The sequence below is a fragment of the Streptosporangium sp. NPDC004379 genome, assembly GCF_042873875.1.
GTDB lineage: Bacteria > Actinomycetota > Actinomycetes > Streptosporangiales > Streptosporangiaceae > Streptosporangium.
Map to the genome: position 1 here is coordinate 1 of NZ_JBIAMC010000024.1, position 18459 is coordinate 18459.

The 18459-nt window shown below is 72.4% G+C and carries 15 protein-coding genes and 1 rRNA gene; 3 read left to right on the forward strand and 13 right to left on the reverse strand.

The genetic code is table 11. The annotated features are described in order from the left end of the window. The 10 genes from ACFYSC_RS33985 to argC all read right to left on the reverse strand — a co-directional run. Positions 1-82: ribosomal RNA gene (locus ACFYSC_RS33985) — 16S ribosomal RNA — on the reverse strand; the annotation flags it as partial. 679 nt (positions 83-761) lie between these two features. Beyond that, the gene (tyrS, locus tag ACFYSC_RS33990; protein WP_389969758.1) at positions 762-2030 is read right to left on the reverse strand and encodes a tyrosine--tRNA ligase; all 1269 of its coding nucleotides are present in this window, start codon (positions 2028-2030) and stop codon (positions 762-764) included. A 276-nt stretch (positions 2031-2306) separates the two neighbouring features. Beyond that, complete coding sequence (locus tag ACFYSC_RS33995; protein WP_389969760.1) at positions 2307-2954, reverse strand: DNA-3-methyladenine glycosylase; 648 nt, start codon at positions 2952-2954, stop codon at positions 2307-2309. Next, entirely contained in the window at positions 2954-4372 is a 1419-nt protein-coding gene (gene argH / locus ACFYSC_RS34000) for an argininosuccinate lyase (RefSeq protein WP_389969762.1), read from the reverse strand. Before argH ends, ACFYSC_RS33995 begins: the two co-directional genes overlap by 1 nt. Positions 4373-4647: 275 nt before the next feature. Continuing rightward, a complete protein-coding gene (locus ACFYSC_RS34005) occupies positions 4648-5145 on the reverse strand; it encodes an arginine repressor (protein WP_362945440.1) in 498 nt (165 codons plus the stop codon). An 8-nt stretch (positions 5146-5153) separates the two neighbouring features. Beyond that, positions 5154-6173: an ornithine carbamoyltransferase gene (gene argF / locus ACFYSC_RS34010; protein ID WP_389969764.1), complete on the reverse strand. Its 1020-nt coding sequence runs from the start codon at positions 6171-6173 to the stop codon at positions 5154-5156. Continuing rightward, the gene (locus ACFYSC_RS34015) at positions 6170-7315 is read right to left on the reverse strand and encodes an acetylornithine transaminase (protein ID WP_389969877.1); all 1146 of its coding nucleotides are present in this window, start codon (positions 7313-7315) and stop codon (positions 6170-6172) included. Before ACFYSC_RS34015 ends, argF begins: the two co-directional genes overlap by 4 nt. 56 nt (positions 7316-7371) lie before the next feature. Beyond that, positions 7372-8319, reverse strand: a complete 948-nt coding sequence (argB, locus tag ACFYSC_RS34020; RefSeq protein ID WP_389969766.1) for an acetylglutamate kinase — start codon at positions 8317-8319, stop codon at positions 7372-7374. Beyond that, a complete protein-coding gene (argJ, locus tag ACFYSC_RS34025; protein WP_389969768.1) occupies positions 8316-9470 on the reverse strand; it encodes a bifunctional glutamate N-acetyltransferase/amino-acid acetyltransferase ArgJ in 1155 nt (384 codons plus the stop codon). Before argJ ends, argB begins: the two co-directional genes overlap by 4 nt. After that, a complete protein-coding gene (gene argC / locus ACFYSC_RS34030; protein ID WP_389969770.1) occupies positions 9467-10489 on the reverse strand; it encodes an N-acetyl-gamma-glutamyl-phosphate reductase in 1023 nt (340 codons plus the stop codon). The genes argJ and argC overlap by 4 nt, the downstream gene beginning before the upstream one ends. Before the next feature lie 243 nt (positions 10490-10732). Here argC and ACFYSC_RS34035 point away from each other — a divergent pair, with 243 nt between their 5' ends. Together ACFYSC_RS34035 and ACFYSC_RS34040 are read left to right on the forward strand one after the other, a co-directional pair. Continuing rightward, a complete protein-coding gene (locus ACFYSC_RS34035; protein ID WP_389969772.1) occupies positions 10733-12391 on the forward strand; it encodes a class I adenylate-forming enzyme family protein in 1659 nt (552 codons plus the stop codon). A 262-nt stretch (positions 12392-12653) separates the two neighbouring features. Beyond that, complete coding sequence (locus ACFYSC_RS34040) at positions 12654-13232, forward strand: Uma2 family endonuclease (RefSeq protein ID WP_389969879.1); 579 nt, start codon at positions 12654-12656, stop codon at positions 13230-13232. Positions 13233-13261: 29 nt separating this feature from the next. On the opposite strand, the gene ACFYSC_RS34045 is transcribed toward ACFYSC_RS34040, so the two are convergent. Beyond that, positions 13262-14842: an amidohydrolase gene (locus tag ACFYSC_RS34045; RefSeq protein WP_389969881.1), complete on the reverse strand. Its 1581-nt coding sequence runs from the start codon at positions 14840-14842 to the stop codon at positions 13262-13264. A 210-nt stretch (positions 14843-15052) separates the two neighbouring features. Then, positions 15053-16387 (reverse strand): MFS transporter, encoded by a 1335-nt coding sequence (locus ACFYSC_RS34050; protein WP_389969774.1) that lies wholly within the window; start codon positions 16385-16387, stop codon positions 15053-15055. Positions 16388-16555: 168 nt separating this feature from the next. On the opposite strand from ACFYSC_RS34050, the gene ACFYSC_RS34055 reads away from it, so the two are divergent. Continuing rightward, positions 16556-18133, forward strand: a complete 1578-nt coding sequence (locus tag ACFYSC_RS34055; protein WP_389969776.1) for a PucR family transcriptional regulator — start codon at positions 16556-16558, stop codon at positions 18131-18133. A 60-nt stretch (positions 18134-18193) separates the two neighbouring features. Here ACFYSC_RS34055 and ACFYSC_RS34060 read toward each other — a convergent pair whose 3' ends face one another. Beyond that, positions 18194-18436, reverse strand: coding sequence for a hypothetical protein (locus tag ACFYSC_RS34060; protein ID WP_362945410.1), 243 nt, complete (start codon positions 18434-18436; stop codon positions 18194-18196). Positions 18437-18459: the final 23 nt, after the last annotated feature.

The window sequence follows — 18459 nt, forward strand, 5'->3', positions numbered from 1 at the left end:
CCGAAGGGCCTTTCCGCTCGACTTGCATGTGTTAAGCACGCCGCCAGCGTTCGTCCTGAGCCAGGATCAAACTCTCCAAACAATGTCTGAACAGTTTCTCCCGGCTGAAAGCATCCGCCCCTGCAACAGGGCGGTGCATCAACCAAAGGAATCCGTCCTCCCACCAAAGATGGGTGGGACGGGGTTGTGCATCATGCACTGGCTTTTAGCACACTGTTGAGTTCTCAAGAAACGGACGCGTTCACCGTCGAACCGGACTCTCAGGCCCGTCTCTCCGGGGCGTTCCATTTCGTATTTCCATCTTAGCTTTTATCGAATTTCCCTGTCAAATCGTTTTTCTCGAACGATTTGCCTTGGTAAATCCGGTCGAGCTAGGATTTTGCTCGCCCTCTTTTGAGAGCAACCCTCCAAACATACCTTGACATTCAGACCGCGTCAAGTGGTTCGGATGATCCGAATGATCTTGACAAGGGTCGAACGCTGAGGTTCGTTCTGGTGGGAGTCACCTCGGGGCCCGTCCGCCTCTCAGGCGTCCGGCTCGCTCCCGGGCACTGCAGAAGATTATGCCGCCCATCCGACGCCGTCAAATCAATTAACCCGCGGGAGCCCGTCGGGCACGGAGGCCCCGCCGCCGTCCCCTCCCCGTATGAGAGCCGGAGGGAGCAAGACGGCACGTACCGGGGCATCGGCCTCCGGAGACGGCGAACGCCCCGGCCGGAACCGGGGCGTTCGCCGGACGCCGATGCCGATGCCGGCTGACGTCAGCCGGCGACGACCTCGACGCCTCCGATGGACCGCTTGCCGCGCCGCAGCACCAGGAAGCGACCGTGAAGGAGGTCGTCCGCCGTGGGCACGTAGGAGTCGTCGGAGACCTTGACGTTGTTGAGGTAGGCGCCGCCCTCCTTCACCGCGCGACGGGCCTCGGACTTGGACTTGACCAGGCCGCTGTGGGCGAGCAGGTCAACGAACGAGGCACCCAGCGCGGAGACCTCGGCACGCGGGACCTCGGCGAGGGCCTCTCCCAGTGTCCTGGCCGGCAGATCCTCCAGCGAGCCCTGTCCGAACAAGGCCGAAGAGGCCGCGACCACCGCGGCGCACTCCTCCGCGCCGTGCAGCAGCGTGGTGAACTCCGTCGCGAGCGCACGCTGAGCCTCACGGGCGGCAGGCCGTTCGGCGGCCACCTTCTCCAGCTCCTCGATCTCCTCTCGGGACCTGAAGCTGAAGATCTTGAGGAACCTCACCACGTCGCGGTCATCCGCGTTCAGCCAGAACTGGTAGAAGGCGTACGGAGAGGTCATCTCCGGGTTGAGCCACACCGCGCCACCGGCCGACTTGCCGAACTTCGTCCCGTCAGCCTTCGTGATCAGCGGCACGGTCAGCGCGTGTACGTGCTCGCCGGTCACCCTGCGGATCAGGTCGGTTCCCGCGGTGATGTTGCCCCACTGATCACTGCCGCCGACCTGCAACGTGCATCCGTACCGCTTGTTGAGCTCCAGATAGTCGTTGGCCTGCAGGATCTGGTAGCTGAACTCGGTGTAGCTGAGTCCTTCGCCACCGAGACGGGCGGAGACCGACTCGCGCGCCAGCATGCGGTTGACGGGAAAGTGCTTGCCCACGTCACGCAGGAAGTCGATCGCCGACAGGCCCTCGGTCCAGTCGAGGTTGCTGACCATGATCCCGCGTGACTCGTCGGAGAAGTCGAGGAACCTCTCCACCTGGGCCCGGATCCGTGCGACCCACTCGGCGACGACTTCCGAGGAGTTGAGCGAACGCTCGGTGCTGCGACCGCTGGGATCACCGATCAGGCCGGTAGCGCCACCGACCAGACCGATCGCTCGATGGCCCGCCCGCTGAATGCGGGTGAGGGTCAGCATGGGAACCAGGTTGCCGACATGGAGCGAGGGCGCGGTCGGATCGAAGCCGCAATAGACCGTGATCGGACCCCCGGCCATCGCCGCGCGCAGGGCGTCGATGTCGGTGGACTGCGCGATCAGGCCGCGCCATTCGAGCTCATCGAGGATGTCGGTCACGATCCTGGCTTTCCAATGTTCGAAGGGACACCTGTCACTTCCGTACAGACTGCCCGATCACGGCCCCGCTTCGCCACTTGAAACCTCCCCCGTGACCGGCCTGAACTGGGGCGGGCAACGCGAAAGGCATCGAACAGGAACGAATCAGAAGATCTCCACGCGGGTATCTCCCCTCAGGACCGGAGGATCTTCGCATCGAGGCATCCCTCGCGATCGGAGGATCTCCGTAGCGGCGTCTCTTCTCAGGACCCTAGGGTCCGACGCCGGCGCCCGCCCTCAGGAAGCGCGCCGGCGCGGAACGTGTGGCCGGTACGGCGAGACCGTCCGCTCCCCGTCGATCCAGAACCTCCAGGGGACGTCCTTGGCCGCCGACACCCCGGTGCGAGGCCCGGAGCGGACGGCCCCGGACACCGGGGGATCTCCCGAAAGGACGCTGACCGGACCGGGCGGACAGGCGTCCACCCCGTCGTGCTCCCGGGTGAAGCCCAGCGCGACCGCCAGCCGGGCGGGTCCCCGCGCCAGATCGCGCGGGGCGACGGCCCGGCTCGTGCCCGCCGTACGGCGGGCCGTGGCGACCTCCGCGCCGACGACCACCTCCCCGGCGCGCAGGAGCACGCCCGAGCCGATCCCCTCGGGGAGGCAGACGAGGTTGGCGCAGAAGTGCATGCCGTAGGTGAAGTAGACGTACAGGTGTCCCGGCGGCCCGAACATCACCGCGTTGCGCGCCGTACGGCCCCGGTAGGTGTGGGACGCGGGGTCCTCGCCGGGCACGCCGTACGCCTCGACCTCGGTGATGCGCACCGAGACCGGCCCGTGCGTGATCACCCTTCCCAGCAGGTCGGGAGCGACCTCGGGGCCGGGCCGGTCGAAGAAGTCCCGGGTCAGCGGGGCCGACCCGGCCGGGACGGAGGCTCCCGCGGGCATCAGGCGCCGCTCGCCCAGGCCGCCTGGTCGTCGACGGTCTCGCGCAGCGCGACGAGCTGGTCGCGGACCCGGTCGGGCGCGGTGCCGCCGTGCGCCTTGCGGGCGGCCAGCGCGCCGGGCACCGAGAGGACCTCGCGGGTGTCGGGCGTCAGGTGGGGTGAGACCTTGGCGAGTTCCTCGTCGCTGAGGTCCCCGAGGTCCTTGTCGTTGACCTGGCACCAGACCACCAGGTGGCCGACCGCCTCGTGCGCCTCGCGGAACGGCACCCCCCTGCGGACCAGCAGCTCGGCCAGGTCGGTCGCCAGGGCGAACCCGTCGGGGGCCGAGGACTCCAGCTTGGCGGTGTTGACGCGCATGGTGGAGACCAGGCCGGCCATGGCGGGCAGGACCAGCATGAGGGTGTCGACGGAGTCGAAGACCGGCTCCTTGTCCTCCTGCAGGTCGCGGTTGTAGGTCAGCGGCAGGCCCTTGAGCGTGGCCAGCATGGCGGTGAGGTTGCCGATGAGCCGGCCGCTCTTGCCGCGGGCGAGCTCGGCGACGTCGGGGTTCTTCTTCTGCGGCATGATCGACGAGCCGGTGGAGTAGGCGTCGTCCATCTCGATCCAGCGGAACTCCTGGGAGGCCCACAGGACGATCTCCTCGCCCAGCCGCGACAGGTGCACGCCGATCATCGCCGCGTCGAACAGGAACTCGGCGGCGAAGTCGCGGTCGGCGACGGCGTCCATCGAGTTGGGCGCGGCGGAGTCGAAGCCGAGCTCCCGGGCCACCGCCTGCGGGTCGAGCGGCAGCGACGAGCCGGCCAGCGCGCCCGAGCCCAGGGGCGAGACGGCCGCGCGGCGGTCCCAGTCGCGCAGCCGGTCGATGTCGCGGGCGAAGGCGTGCACGTGGGCCAGGAGCTGGTGGCCGAAGGAGACGGGCTGGGCGTGCTGCAGGTGGGTCATGCCGGGGGCGGCCGTCTCGGCGTGCTCCTCGGCCTGACTCATCAGCGCGGTCTCCAGCTCGACCAGGCGGGACACGATGTTCCTGACGTGGTCACGGAGGTAGAGCCGCAGGTCGGTGGCGATCTGGTCGTTGCGGCTGCGTCCGGCGCGCAGCTTGCCGCCGAGCGTGCCGAGGCGTTCCAGCAGGCCGCGCTCCAGCGCGGTGTGGACGTCCTCGTCGGCCACGGTGGGCCGGAACTCGCCGGCCTTGCAGGCGCGTTCGAGGTCGTCCAGCGCGCCGATCATGCGCTCCAGCTCCTCGGCCGTCAGCAGCCCGGCGCGGTGCAGCACCCGGGCGTGCGCCCGGGAGGCCATCAGGTCGTACGGCACCAGCCGCCAGTCGAAGTGCACGCTCACCGAGAGCCTGGTCAGCGCGTCGGCCGGGCCTCCCTCGAACCTGCCGCCCCACAGCCGCATCGGCTTGCCACCATCAGTCACCGTTGTTCTCCTCCCCTTCCACTCCGCGACCTTAGCCCAACCTGGGCGTTCGGATGTTCCGGGCCGCGGCGGCCCTCCGGGGAAGTCCCCGCGGCCCGGCGGCGGCCCCGGCGCCGGGGCTCCCGGCGGGGAGCGACGTGGCGGCGGAGGCGCCGGGATCGCCGGAGAAGGCGGGCACGACCCGGTCAGGCGTGATCAAGTGTTCTCCATGGTCTCCCGGGTGCGGGTCACCCCGCACCCGGGACCCGTGTCATGGGTCTTCCCGTGTGCCGCGATCACCCGCCACGACGGTCGGCGTGGCGGAGCAGCGCCTCGGCGACCGCGGCGCCGCCCGTCGGGTCGCGGCTGATGACGAGGATGGTGTCGTCTCCGGCGACCGTGCCGAGGATGGACTCCCAGTCGGCGTGGTCGATGGCCGAGGCGAGGAACTGCGCGGCGCCCGGCGGCGTGCGGACGATCACCAGGTTGGCGGACGCGTCGGCGGAGACGAGCAGTTCCTCGGCGATCCGGCTCAGCCGGGCGGCCGGGGTCTCGCCCGTCCCGACCCGGGCCAGCGGGATCCGGCCGCCGCCCTCGCCGGGCAGGGCGTAGACCAGGGAGCCGTCCTCGGCGCGCAGCTTGAGCGCGCCCAGCTCGTCGAGGTCTCTGGAGAGCGTGGCCTGGGTGACCTCGACTCCGCTCTCCAGCAGCAGTTTGGCCAGCTCGGGCTGCGAGCGGATCGGCCGGCGCTGCAGCAGCTCGGTGATCCGCGCCTGGCGGGCGACCTTCGTCATGGGGATCTTCACGTGACCTCCTCCGCCCGGATCGTAGCGGGGGCGCCGGTGTCCCCGCCGATCCCGCCGGTGGCGGCTCCGCCGTTCCCATCGGTGTTCCCGCCGTTCCCGCCGGCGGTGAGCAGCCAGTGCAGCAGGGCCTTCTGGGCGTGCAGCCGGTTCTCGGCCTGGTCCCACACCAGGCTGCGGGGGCCGTCGATGACGTCGGCGGTCACCTCCAGCCCACGGTAGGCGGGCAGGCAGTGCAGGAAGATCGCGCTCGGGGCGGCCAGGTCCATCAGGCGGCCGTCGACCTGGAAGGGCATCAGGTCGGCGACCCGCTGCTCCTTGCCGTCCTGTCCCATGGAGACCCAGGTGTCGGTGGTGACGACGTCGGCGCCCGTCGCGGCGGCGGCGGGGTCGGTGAGCACGGTGGCCGACCCGCCGGTGGCGGCGGCGATCTCCTGGGCGCGGCGCAGGATCTCCGGGTCGGGGTGGTAGCCGACCGGGGCGCCGATCCGCACGTGCATCCCGGCGACGGCGCCGCCCAGGAGGTAGGAGTGGGCCATGTTGTTCGCGCCGTCGCCGAGGTAGGCGAGGGTGAGGCCGGCGGTGGCGCCGAAGCGCTCCCGGACGGTCTGCAGGTCGGCGAGGATCTGGCAGGGGTGGAACTCGTCGGTGAGGGCGTTGACCACCGGCACCGACGACCAGGTGGCCATCGTCTCGACCCGCTCCTGTCCGCCGGTGCGCCACACGATGGCGGCGACTTGGCGTTCCAGGACCCGGGCGGTGTCCTCGACGGGCTCGCCCCGGCCCAGCTGGGAGGCGGCGGCGTCGATGACCAGGGGCAGGCCGCCCAGCTCGCCGACGCCGACGGCGAAGGAGAGCCGGGTCCGGGTGGAGGGCTTGTCGAACAGCACGGCGACGGTCTTCGGACCGGCGAGGGGACGGTAGCCGTAGCGGTCCTTCTTCATGGCCTCGGCGAGCCTGAGCACCTCGGTCTGCTCGGCGGGCGTCAGGTCGTCGTCGCGAAGGAAGTGCCTGGTCATTCTGCTGCCTCGTCAAGGATGGCGGGAAGGGCGGCCACGAAGGCGGCGGCCTGCCCGGGAGTGATCACCAGCGGGGGCGCGAGCCGTACGGCGCCGGGCTGGACGGCGTTGACCAGGAAGCCGGCCCGCTGGGCCGCGGCCTGGACCTGCGCCGCGCGGTCGGCGGTCAGCACGATCGCCAGCCACAGGCCCCGGCCGCGGACGCCCGCGAGCAGGGGGTGGCCGATCGCGGCGATGCCGCCGGCGAGCTGGGCGCCGACGGTCTGGACGTGTTCCAGCAGGCCGTCGGCGTCGATGGTGTCGAGTACGGCGAGCGCGGCGGCGGCCGAGACGGGGTTGCCGCCGAAGGTGGAGCCGTGGTCGCCCTTGGCGAAGATCGTCCCGGCGGGGCCGACGCCGACGCAGGCGCCGATCGGCATGCCGCCGCCGAGGCCCTTGGCCAGGGTGAGCACGTCGGGCAGGATCCCCTCGTGCTGGTGGGCGAACCAGTGGCCGGTGCGGCCGATCGCCGACTGGATCTCGTCGGCTACCAGGAGCGCGCCGGTCGCGTCGCAGACGCGCCGGGCGGCCCTGAAGTAGCCGGCGGGCGGGGGGACGACGCCGGCCTCGCCCTGGGTGGGCTCCAGGAAGACGGCGGCGCACTCGGCGGTGACGGCGTCGCGCAGCGCGTCGGCGTCGCCGTACGGGACGAACCTGACGTCCGTCGGGAACGGGCCGAACTGGTCGCGGATGGCGCGTTTGCCGGTCAGCGACAGCGCGCCGAGGGTCCGGCCGTGGAAGGCGTTCTCGGCGGCCACCACGTAGGTGCGGCCGGTGCTCCCGCCGTACTTGAGGGCCATCTTGAGGGCGGCCTCGTTGGCCTCGGTGCCGGAGTTGGTGAGGAAGACCCTGGCGGGCGCGCCGAGCAGGCCGATCAGCCGTTCGGCGAGCAGCACCTCGGGTTCGTTGATGAACAGGTTGCTGGTGTGGGCGAGGACGGCGACCTGGCGGGACACCGCCTCCACCAGGGCCGGGTGGGCGTGGCCGAGGGAGCTGACCGCGATGCCGCCGATCAGGTCGAGGTACTCGCCGCCGTCGGCGTCCCAGACCCGGGCGCCCTCGCCGCGGGCCAGCGCGACCGGCGGCACGCCGTAGGTGGGCATGAAGGCGGTCTCGAAGCGCTTGGCGAGGTCGTCCCCCGCGGGCCGGCCGTCGATGCTCACTGCTCGCTCCCGTTCAGGCTCGTGACGGCGGGCCGCGCGGCGTCGGGCACGGCCGGCGCGGCGTCGGGCAGCACCATGGTGCCGACCCCCTCGTCGGTGAAGATCTCCAGCAGTACGGCGTGCGGCACCCTGCCGTCGAGGACGTGCGCCTGGGGGACGCCTCCGTCGACGGCGGTCAGGCACGCCTCCATCTTGGGCGCCATGCCGCTGGACAGGCCGGGCAGCATCTCGCGCAGCTCCGAGGCCGACAGCCGGTCGATGACCTTTCCGCTGCGGGTCTCGGGGTCCCAGTCCCGGTAGAGGCCCTCGACGTCGGTGAGGACGATCAGCTTGGCGGCGCCGAGTGCCACGGCCAGGGCCGCGGCGGCGGTGTCGGCGTTGACGTTGTAGACGGTGCCGTCCTCGCCGCGCGCGACGGAGGAGATCACCGGGATGCGCCCGTCGTCCAGCAGGGCCCGCACGGCGCCGGGTTCGACGGCGACGATGTCGCCGACCTGGCCGATGTCCACCGGGGTCCCGTCGACGACGGCGTGCTTGCGCTCAGCGGTGAACAGGTGGGCGTCCTCGCCGGACATGCCGACGGCGAACGGCCCGTGCCGGTTGACCAGGCCGACGACGTCGCGGTTGACCTGGCCGACCAGGACCATCCGGACGACCCGCATGGCCTCGGGGCTGGTGACGCGGAGCCCGGCGGTGAAGGTGGACTCGATGCCGAGCAGGTCGAGGTGGGCGTTGATCTGCGGGCCGCCGCCGTGCACGACGACCGGCCGCAGGCCGGCGTAGCGCAGGAAGACCACGTCGGCGGCGAACTTCTCCCGCAGGTGCTCCTCGGTCATGGCGTTGCCGCCGTACTTCACGACGACGGTCGCTCCGTGGAAGCGGGCCAGCCACGGCAGTGCCTCGATCAGGGTGTGCGCCTTGGCCGGCGCGTCGCCGGCCGTCATGAGGAGTACGCCGAGTTCTCGTGGACGTAGGCGGCGGTGAGGTCGGTGGTGTGGACCGTGGCCGAGTTCGGGCCCGCCGACAGGTCGATGGTGATCGTCACGTCGCGGGGGCGCAGGTCCACCTTGGCGCGGTCGTCGCCGGCCGCGCCGCCCCGGCAGATCCAGACGCCGTTGATGGCGACGTTGACCCGGTCGGGCTCGAAGACGGCGTCGGTGGTGCCGACGGCCGACAGCACGCGGCCCCAGTTGGGGTCCTCGCCGTGGATGGCGCACTTGAGCAGGTTGGAACGGCAGACGGCGCGGGCGACGGCGAGCGCGTCGTCCTCGGAGGCGGCGCCGACGACCTCGACGGCGATCGCTTTGCTGGCGCCCTCGGCGTCGATGAGGAGCTGGCGGGCGAGGTCGGCGCAGACGCCCTGGACCAGGCGGCCGAACTCGGCGGGGTCGGGGGTCACGCCCGAGGCTCCGCTGGCCAGCAGCAGGACGGTGTCGTTGGTGGACATGCAGCCGTCGGTGTCGAGCCGGTCGAAGGTGAGCCTGGTCGCCTCGCGGAGCGTCTCGTCGAGCTGCCCGGCGGTCAGGTCGGCGTCGGTGGTGATCACGCAGAGCATGGTGGCCAGGCCCGGGGCGAGCATGCCGGCGCCCTTGGCCATGCCGCCGACCATGTAGCCGCCCTCGCCCCGCTTGAAGGAGATCTTCGAGACGGTGTCGGTGGTGCGGATGGCGTCGGCGGCGGCCAGGCCGCCGTCCCTGCTGACCTGGGAGACGGCGAGGTCGACCCCGGCCAGCAGGGCGTCCATCGGCAGCCGCTCGCCGATCAGGCCGGTGGAGCAGACGGCGACCTCGCCGGCGGAGTCGCCGAGCGCGGCGGCGACCTTCTCGGCGGTGGCGTGGGTGTCCTGGAATCCGAGCGGGCCGGTGCAGGCGTTGGCGCCTCCGGAGTTGAGGACGACGGCGTGGACCCGGCCGGCGGTCAGCACCTGCCGGGACCACAACACCGGCGCGGCCTGGACGCGGTTGGCGGTGAAGACGCCCGCCGCGGCGCGGGAGGGGCCGTCGTTGACGATCAGCGCCAGGTCGCGGGCGCCGCCGGACTTGATGCCGGCGGCGACGCCGGCGGCGCGGAAGCCGAGGGGTGCGGTCACGCTCATGGGGCGACTCCGTTGAGAGGAAGGCCGGTCTCTTCGGGCAGGCCGAGGGCGAGGTTGGCGCTCTGGATCGCACCGCCCGCGGTGCCCTTGGTGAGGTTGTCGATGGCGATGACGGCGACGACGCGCCCGGCTCGCTCGTCCAGGGCGACCTGGAGGGCGGCGGTGTTGGCGCCCAGGGTCATCGAGGTGGCGGGCCACTGCCCCTCGGGCAGCAGGCGCAGGAACGGCTCGTCCTTGACGGCCGCCTCGTAGGCCTCGCGCAGCGTCCGCGGGGTGACGCCGGGCTTCGCGGGCGCCGTGCAGGTGGCGAGGATTCCGCGGCTCATCGGGGCGAGCACGGGGGTGAAGGAGACCCGCACCGGCGCGCCGGCCAGCGGCGAGAGGTTCTGTTCCATCTCGGGGGTGTGCCGGTGGACGCCTCCGGCGGCGTAGGCGGCGGCCGAGCCCATCACCTCGCTGCCCAGGAGGGCGGGCTTGGGCGACCGGCCCGCGCCGCTGGTGCCGCTGGCGGCCACCACGACGAGGTCGGGTTCGGCGAGGCCGGCGGCGAAGGCGGGGAACATCGCCAGGGTGACGGCGGTCGGGTAGCAGCCGGGGACGGCGATCCTGGTGGCCGTGCGGAGCGGGTCGCGGTGGCCCGGAAGCTCGGGCAGGCCGTAGGGCCAGGTGCCGGCGTGGGCGCCGCCGTAGAAGTGCTCCCAGGCGGCGGGGTCGGCGAGGCGGAAGTCGGCGCCGCAGTCGACGACGAGCGTGCCGTCGCCGAGCCCGGCGGCGACGGCGGCGGACTGGCCGTGCGGCAGGGCCAGGAAGACCACGTCGTGGCCGGCGAGGGTGCCGGGGGTGGTGTCGAGGAGGACCCGGTCGGCCAGCGGGGCCAGGTGGGGGTGGTGGGCGCCCAGCGGGGTACCCGCACTGGAGGCGGCGGTGAGCGCGCCGATCTCGATGTCCGGGTGCGACAGCAGCAGACGCAGGATCTCGCCTCCGGCGTAGCCGCTCGCACCGGCGATGGCCGCTCTCATCCGCCCCCCGCTCTCTGCATGTTCATGCACTCTATCTCATGGATTTACTAGAAGAATTATGCATCCTCCGTAATCGTCATGCAAGCGGGCCAGGCAGGCGCGTCGCCCAAGGACCCTCCGACCAGGAGGAACACGACTCCCCCGGCGCATGGACATACGCGCCGTGTTTCGGCACTGTTGCACGTACCTACCGGTCGGTATCGTGGCGTGTCCGGTTCCCTTCGCCCCGGGAGATGTGAACGCATGACGGTCGCCCACGACGAGGTCCAGGCCCGGCTCACCGGCCCGGGACAGCTGTTCGAGACGGTGGAGGTCCCCGGCCACGGCGGCGCCGTCAGGACCTGGAAGCACGCGCCCGCGCACTTCCGCGCGCTGCTGGAGGGCAGCAGGGGCCACGGCGAGCAGGTCTTCCTCACCTACGAGGACGAGAGCCTCACCTACGAGGAGCACTTCCGCCGGGCCGCCACGCTGGCGCACCGCCTGATCGCGGAGTACGGCGTGGCCAAGGGCGACCGGGTGGCCATCGCCATGCGCAACTACCCCGAGTGGATCGTCTCCTTCTCCGCGGTACTGGCCGCCGGGGCGGTCGCCGTACCGCTCAACGCCTGGTGGACCGCCCAGGAACTGGAGTTCGGCGTGTCGGACTCCGGCGCGAAGGTGGTGATCGCCGACGCCGAGCGCGCCGCCCTGCTCACCGGCCGCGCACAGCTGATCGTGGTCCGCGGCGAGGCACCCGAGGGGGCGCGCCCGTTCGAGGAGGTCCTGGGCGAGGTCACGGCGGACGTGACGCTGCCCGAGGTGGAGGTGGCCCCGGAGGACCCGGCCACCATCTTCTACACCTCCGGCACGACCGGCCGCCCCAAGGGCGCCCTCGGCAGCCACCGCAACCTCGGCCAGTCGCCGATGACGGTTGCCTACGGCATGGTGCGCAGCCTGGCCAGGGCCGGCAAGGACCCCGCCGAGGCCGCCGGGAAACGCCGCGTCACCCTGCTGACCGTGCCGCTCTTCCACGTCACCGGCTGCTTCGCGGTCATGACCACCACCATGTTCACCGGCGGCGGGCTCGTGCTGATGTACAGGTGGGACGCCGGACGGGCCCTGGAGCTGATCGAGCGCGAGCGGATCACCACGCTCAGCGGGGTGCCCACCAACGTGTGGCAGCTGCTGTCCCACCCCGACCTGGACAGGCGCGACGTCTCCAGCCTCACCTCGCTGGGCTACGGCGGCGCCCCCGCGCCGCCCAGGCTGCTGGAGCGCATCACCGGAATGCTCCCCGGCCGCGCCCCCTCCAACGGGTACGGCATGACCGAGACCACCGCGCTGGCGATCTACAACAGCGGCCCCGACTACCTCGCCAGGCCCGACAGCATCGGCCTGCCGGTGCCCGTGGTCGAGGTGAGGATCACCGACCCGCTGGGCCGGGAGCTGCCGGCCGGCGAGGTCGGGGAGCTGTGCCTGCGCGGCCCCAACGTCATCCTCGGCTACTGGAACCGTCCCGAGGCCACCGCCGAGACCTTCCTCGACGGCTGGCTGCACACCGGCGACCTCGCCCGGGTGGACGACGAGGGGTTCGTCTACATCGTGGACCGGGCCAAGGACATGGTGATCCGCGGCGGCGAGAACGTCTACTGCGCCGAGGTCGAGGCCGCGCTGTTCGAGCACCCCGCGGTGGACGACGTCGCGGTGATCGGCATCCCCCACGAGGAACTGGGCGAGGAGGTCGGCGCGGTGGTACGGCCGGCCGCCCCGGTGAGCGCCGAGGAGCTGCGGGAGTTCCTGCTCGGGCGGATCGCGGCGTTCAAGGTGCCCGTCCGGTTCTGGATCCGCGAGGGCGAGCTGCCCCGCAACCCCGGCGGCAAGATCCTCAAGACCCGCCTGCGCCAGGAGGTCCTGGGCTCCTGACGCCCCCGGCGGTGACCCGCGTCCGGGAAAACGATTCCCCGGACGCGGCCGCCACGGAGCCCGGTGACGGGAACGGGATCCCGGGCGGCCGGCTGGAACGCCGTCCCGGCATGACCTCCGGTCCGCCGCCCGGCCCCCGGCGGGACCCGGTGTCATGGTGGCGGGCGGGTATCCTCGCCGATCCCCTCACCGAGTGGAGTCCCGCTGCTACGGTGGGAACATGACGGTCGACGTTCGAATCCCTGAGACGGGAAGTGCCAGGATGACGGATTCGTCGCTGCCCGACTGGGCGTTCCCTCCCCCGGAAGGGTTCACCGCCGAAGACCTCGATCGCATTCCGCAATTGCCCGAACACACAGAGTTGATTGATGGAAGTCTGGTGTTCGTGAGTCCTCAGGCTTCCTTCCATATGCGGGCTGTCACTCTTCTCGAGTCAGCCCTGCGTCAGCACGCCCCCCGGAAATTCCGCGTGCGACGTGAGATGAGCGTCGTCCTGGGCCCGAAGCAGCGGCCGGAGCCCGACCTCAGCGTCATCCACGCCGCCGCGGAGCAGAGCCCCGGGCAGACCTCCTACCGGGCCGAGGACGTGGTGCTGGTGGCCGAGGTGGTCTCACCCGAGTCCAAGGAGCGCGACCGCAAGCGCAAGCCGTCGCTGTACGCCGAAGCCGGGATCCGGCACTTCTGGATCGTGGAGGAGGACGCGGGCCGGCCCGTCGTCAACACCTACGAGCTCGACCACGTCACCGGCACGTACGTCGTCACCGGCGTCTACCACGATCGGCTCAAGGTGTCGTCGCCCTTCGAGATCGACGTGGACCTGACGGAGATCGACGCCCTCTGAGGCGACAGGGACCGCCGGCGGGGCGGGCCTCAGCGGCGAGCCGAGTGGGCGACGCGGCCGTCCAGCAGGGTCAGCCACGCACCGACCCCCGCCAGCTCGCCGGCGGGCAGCGCCTCTACGTCGGCGTCCAGCACCACCACGTCGGCGAGCTTCCCGGGGCTGAGTGAGCCGATACGGTCCTCCATCCGCAACGCGTGGGCGGCGTCGATCGTGTGCGCCCGTAGGGCCTCGTGCAGGGAGACCGCCTGCTCCTCCCCGATCGGCCCGCCCTCGCGGGTCCGCCTGCGCACCGCGTTGGCGACCGTCTCCATCGGGCGCAGGGAGGAGACGAAGGAGTCGCTGGACAGCACCGGGCGCAGACCCGCGTCGATCTCCTCCCGCATCGGCTGGAGCCGGTGCGCCCGCCGCGCGCCGAGCCGGCGGATGAAGTCCGTGCCGCTGTCGTACAGGAAGTTGGGCTGGTTGACCGGGATGACGCCCAGCGCGGCGAACTCCCTCACCTGTGCCGGGGTCGGGTGGCCGCAGTGCTCGATGCGCGGCCTGGCGTCGTCCCCGGACACCGCCGCCGCCGCGCGGAGCGCGTCCAGGGTGAAGCCCATCGCCCGGTCGCCCTGGGTGTGCACGCCCACCTGCCATCCGGCCTGCGCGGCCCGCCGTACCAGGTCGGTGAGCCGGTCGGGCGCGTGGTACAGCGATCCGGCGAACTGGCCGCGCTCACCGTACGGCTCGTCGAACATGGCGGTGCCGCCGAGGAGCGTGCCGTCGCAGTAGAACTTCATGGCGCCGAAGCGAAGCCGGTCGTCCCCGAACGGCCCGGTCAGCCCCACCCTGACCAGGTCGTCGAGCAGGTGGGACAGCGGCATGCACACCGTACGGACCGGCAGCGTGCCGGCGGCGTGGGCGGCCCGGTAGATCCGCATCTCCCGCGCCGAGACCTGAGGGTCGCACACGGTGGTGACACCGGCCGACAGGTAGGTCTCCCCGGCCGCCTCAAGCCAGGACACCAACTGTTCGGCGGGCAGGTCGGTGTGGAAGTTGGGACCGTGGCAGCCGATGTCCACCGCGAGCGGCAGCAGCAGTTCCATGGCGGAGTCGATGACCATGCCCGTCAGCCGCCCGCCCTCGTCGCGCAGGAAAGCGCCGCCCGCCGGGTCGGTCACCTGGTCGTCGAGACCGCGCCAGGCGAGCGCGGCGGAGTTCACCGCCGCCTGGTGCCCCGACACGTGGTAGATGATCACCGGGTGGTCGGTCGTGGCCTCGTCGAGGCTGCGCCGGTCCGGCCGGCCCTCGGGGAACTTCGCGTCGTCCATGCCGAAGGCGCGGATCCACCGGCCCGGCGGGGTGCGCGCGGCCTCCGCCGCGATCGCCGCCACCAGGTCGGCGACGCTGCCGACCCGCGGGTAGCGGGCGTCCACGGAGACGAGGGACTCGGCGGTGGACAGCAGGTGGTTGTGCGGGTCGATGAACCCCGGCAGGACGGTCCTGCCTGCGGCGTCGACGGTCTCCGCGTCCGGCCCGGCCGCTCCGAGAACCTCCGGCGCCCGGCCGACGGCGAGGATCCGTCCGTCCCGTACGGCCACGGCCTCCGCGGCGGGACGGGCGGGGTCCATGGTGAGGACCCTGGCGTTGGTGATGACGATCGGGGACAAGAGGTCTTCCTCTCACTCTTCACTCTGCGGTCACGAGATCTGCGGTCACGAAGGAGACGGCCCGCCGGAGGGGCGGAGGCCGCCGGGGACGGGACGGGCCGGCGGGCCGACGAGCCGCCGGGGAGCCGGACGGGACCGTCTCCGGCTCCCGGACGGCCGGGGCCGCCGGGGTCAGGAGCCGGGGGCCGCGGGAACGGGCCGGGGAGCCGGGTCCCGGTGCATCCGGACGAACGCCACGCAGCCGATGCTGAGCAGGCACATCCCGATGAGCAGGACGATGGCCGGAGCCGGGCCGCCGCCGTACGCGGCGACCAGCGCGGTCGCGGCCAGCGGCGAGAGGCCGCCGAAGACGGCGCCGGCGACCTGGTAGGCCAGGGACATGCCGGTGTAGCGGACGTCGGGCCGGAACATCTGGGCGAGGATCGTGGCCATCGGGCCGTACGTCGCCGACATGGCGAGCCGCATCAGGCCGAGGATCACGAAGATCAGCAGGGTGTCCCGGGTGCTCATCAGGGTGAACTGCGGCACCGCCAGGACGGCCACGCCGACGAGCCCGGCGATGACCACCCGCCGGGCGCCCACCCGGTCGCCGAGCCACGAGACGCCGAGCGTGGCGACCAGCTCCAGGAAGGCCGCGAAGCTCAGCGCGTTGAGGACCACCTGCTCCTCCACGCCGACGCCGGGGCCGGTCGCGTAGGCCAGCAGGAACGTGGTGGTGATGTAGTAGCCGCCGATGGCCACCGGCAGCGCGCCGATGCCGAGCAGCACCGTGCGCCAGGACGTCCGGAGGACCTCCTTGATCGGCAGGCCGGCCGGCGCGTTCCGGCGCGTCTCCTCGAAGACCGGCGACTCCTCGACCTTCAGCCTGATGAGGAGCCCGACCAGGACCAGCACCGCCGACGCGAGGAAGGGAAGCCGCCAGGCCCAGTCCCGCAGCGCGTCGCCGCCCAGGACGTTGAGCAGGCTGAAGGCGCCGGTGGCCAGCAGCGCGCCCGCGGAGTTGCCGAGCTGCGCGAACGACCCGTAGAAGGTCTTCTTGCCCTCCGGAGCGTGTTCCACGGCCATCAGCGCCGCGCCGCCCCATTCGCCGCCGACCGCCAGCCCCTGGACGATCCGCAGCAGCACCAGCAGCGCCGGGGCGAGCATGCCGGCCGACGCGTAGGTGGGCAGCACCCCGACGAGGAAGGTGGCCAGGCCCATCATGAGGAGGGTGACCACGAGCGCGGACTTGCGGCCCACCCGGTCCCCGAAGTGGCCGAACACGATGCCGCCGAGCGGGCGGGCCAGGAAGCCGACGGCGTAGGTGGCGAAGGAGGCCATGACGCCGGCGAAGGGGTCGGTCGAGGTGGGGAAGAACAGGTCGCCGAAGACCAGTGCGGCGGCGGTCGCGTAGACGTAGAAGTCGTACCACTCGATCGTGGTGCCGATGAACGCGGCGAAGGCGGCGCGGCGCGGTTCGCCTGCGCGGCGCGGTTCGCCGGTGCGGCGAGGCGGTTGTCCGTCCATGGGGCCCTCCGGGGGGTGCGTCGTTCCAGCGACGATATGCGCGGCTCAACGACGCTGCCTGTGGACGATTCGCACCGTCGGAGAGTGGCTATAGTGCGGAACGCACACCTTTCGGAAAGGTGCATATCGCTATTTAGGCTGGTATATGCCCTGCTGTAGGAGCTTCACATGCCCCTGACCGTGGCCGACGTCCTCACCCTGCCCTCGCTGGAGATCCGGCTGCTCGCCGGAGCCGGCGGCCTGACCCGCCCGGTCCGGTGGGCGCACGTGACGGAACTGCCCGACCCGGTGCCGTGGCTGCGGGGCGGAGAGCTGGTCATGACGGTCGGTCTCGGGCTACCGGGTGACGCCGAGGGGTGCCGCGCCTACGTCGGACGGCTGGCCGCGGCGGGCTGCGCCGGCCTGGCGTTCGCGCTGCACGAACAGATCACCGAGGTGCCGCCCGAGGTGCTGGAGACCGCCGCGCGGCTGGACCTGCCCGTCCTGGAGATCACCGGCAGGACGCCGTTCATCGCCGTGGCCGAGGCGGTGGCCCGATGGCACTCCGACGAGCGCGTCCGCGGCGAGCGGCGGACCGTCTTCGGTCAGGAGGCCATGGCGCGCGCCGCGCTGCGCTCCGGCCCCGCGGGCATCCTGCGTGCCCTGGCCGAGCACACCGAAGGGGAGACGCTCCTGCTCGACCCCGGCGGCCGCCCCCGCGCCGCCGCCCCCGACACGACCCGGCCCTGGCACGCCGAGGCCGTCGGGGTGGCCGGAGAGGCGGTCGAGGCGGCCGGTGAGGCCGGAGCGCGGCACACCGCGATCGCCGTCGACCACGGCGACCGCGTCCTGCAGATGCAGAGCCTCGGCTTCACCGGCCCGCCCCGCGGCTGGCTGGCCCTGTGGACGGCCGGCCCCACCGACTGGCACGTGCGCGTGCTGGCCAACCAGGCGGCGTGCCTGCTGGCGATCGAACTGGACGGGGTGCGCCGGACCCGGACGCACGCGCACCGGCAGCGCGCGGCCGTGCTGTCCGGCGTGTTGTCCGGCGAACCGGCGTTCGCCGTCCGGCTGGCCGAGATCTGCTCCACCGCGCCTCCGCCGTACGAGGTCATGGTGGCGCGGGCGGCCGGCTGCGACGCCTCCGCCCTGGTCGACCCGGCGCTGGACGCGGTGGCCGACGTGCTCGGCGACCCGGCCACCGAGGAGCTGGCGTTCGTCTGCCCCCGCCCCGAGGGGCTCGTCCTCGTGGTCCCCGAGGGCGGATCCGCCGCGGGCGGCGCGCCGATCGGCGGCGCGCTGACCGACCGGCTGACCGCCCTGTCCGGCCGCGAGGTCGTCGCCGGAGGCTGCCGGGCCCGCGACCTCGGTGAGATCCCGGTCGCGGTGCGGCACGCCACCGGACTGGCCGCGCGGGGCGGCGCCGGTTACGCACACGTCGACGAGCTGGAGCCGTGGACCCTGCTGCGCGACGCCGTGGACCCGGCGGTGACGGCCCTGTTCGCCGACACCGTGCTGCGCCCGCTCCGTGAGCACGACGTACGGCACGGCACCGCGCTCCTGGCCTCGGTGCACGTGTTCCTGGAGTGCGGGGAGAACCTGGAGGCGGCGGCCCGGCGGCTGGGTGTGCACCGCAACACCCTGAGGACCCGGCTCCGCACCGCCGAGCGGTTGTCGGGGCGTTCCTTCTCGGACCCCTCCCACCGGCTGAAGCTGTGGCTGGCGCTGGCTCTGCGGGAAGCCGTCCCCCCGGGACGCCTGGACTGAGCGGGACCGGCGGGCGCCGGTCCCGCGGGGCTCCGGCCGGACGCGGTCGTCCGGGGTCGTTCAGTCCGTCTCGCGCCAGCCGTCGTGCTCCTCGGCGAGCTCGTCCAGGCGGGCCAGGTCGTCCGCGGTCAGGCCGTCGGCGTTCTCCACGACCACGAGCCACTGGGCGTCCTCGGCGTCGTCCTCGCCGGCCAGGGCCTCCCGCACGACGGCGGGCGCGCCCGCCCGCGGCAGCTCCTCCTCCACGAGCTCCGCGACCGCCTCGGCGTCGTCGCGGCCGGCGAACACCAGCAGGTGCCTCATCGTCCCTCCCGAATCGGGATCCG

What these genes read in the sequence shown, in the direction of transcription:
- argB (WP_389969766.1), bottom strand. Translation starts at nt 8,319, where the DNA reads ATGACGGCCGGCGACGCGCCGGCCAAGGCGCACACCCTGATCGAGGCA.
- ACFYSC_RS34040 (WP_389969879.1), top strand. Translation starts at nt 12,654, where the DNA reads ATGACGGATTCGTCGCTGCCCGACTGGGCGTTCCCTCCCCCGGAAGGG.
- ACFYSC_RS34060 (WP_362945410.1), bottom strand. Translation starts at nt 18,436, where the DNA reads ATGAGGCACCTGCTGGTGTTCGCCGGCCGCGACGACGCCGAGGCGGTC.
- argF (WP_389969764.1), bottom strand. Translation starts at nt 6,173, where the DNA reads ATGACCAGGCACTTCCTTCGCGACGACGACCTGACGCCCGCCGAGCAG.
- ACFYSC_RS34050 (WP_389969774.1), bottom strand. Translation starts at nt 16,387, where the DNA reads ATGGACGGACAACCGCCTCGCCGCACCGGCGAACCGCGCCGCGCAGGC.
- argC (WP_389969770.1), bottom strand. Translation starts at nt 10,489, where the DNA reads ATGAGAGCGGCCATCGCCGGTGCGAGCGGCTACGCCGGAGGCGAGATC.
- ACFYSC_RS33995 (WP_389969760.1), bottom strand. Translation starts at nt 2,954, where the DNA reads ATGCCCGCGGGAGCCTCCGTCCCGGCCGGGTCGGCCCCGCTGACCCGG.
- ACFYSC_RS34035 (WP_389969772.1), top strand. Translation starts at nt 10,733, where the DNA reads ATGACGGTCGCCCACGACGAGGTCCAGGCCCGGCTCACCGGCCCGGGA.
- ACFYSC_RS34005 (WP_362945440.1), bottom strand. Translation starts at nt 5,145, where the DNA reads ATGACGAAGGTCGCCCGCCAGGCGCGGATCACCGAGCTGCTGCAGCGC.
- ACFYSC_RS34055 (WP_389969776.1), top strand. Translation starts at nt 16,556, where the DNA reads ATGCCCCTGACCGTGGCCGACGTCCTCACCCTGCCCTCGCTGGAGATC.
- ACFYSC_RS34045 (WP_389969881.1), bottom strand. Translation starts at nt 14,842, where the DNA reads ATGGACCCCGCCCGTCCCGCCGCGGAGGCCGTGGCCGTACGGGACGGA.
- argJ (WP_389969768.1), bottom strand. Translation starts at nt 9,470, where the DNA reads ATGAGCGTGACCGCACCCCTCGGCTTCCGCGCCGCCGGCGTCGCCGCC.
- ACFYSC_RS34015 (WP_389969877.1), bottom strand. Translation starts at nt 7,315, where the DNA reads ATGCCCACCTACGGCGTGCCGCCGGTCGCGCTGGCCCGCGGCGAGGGC.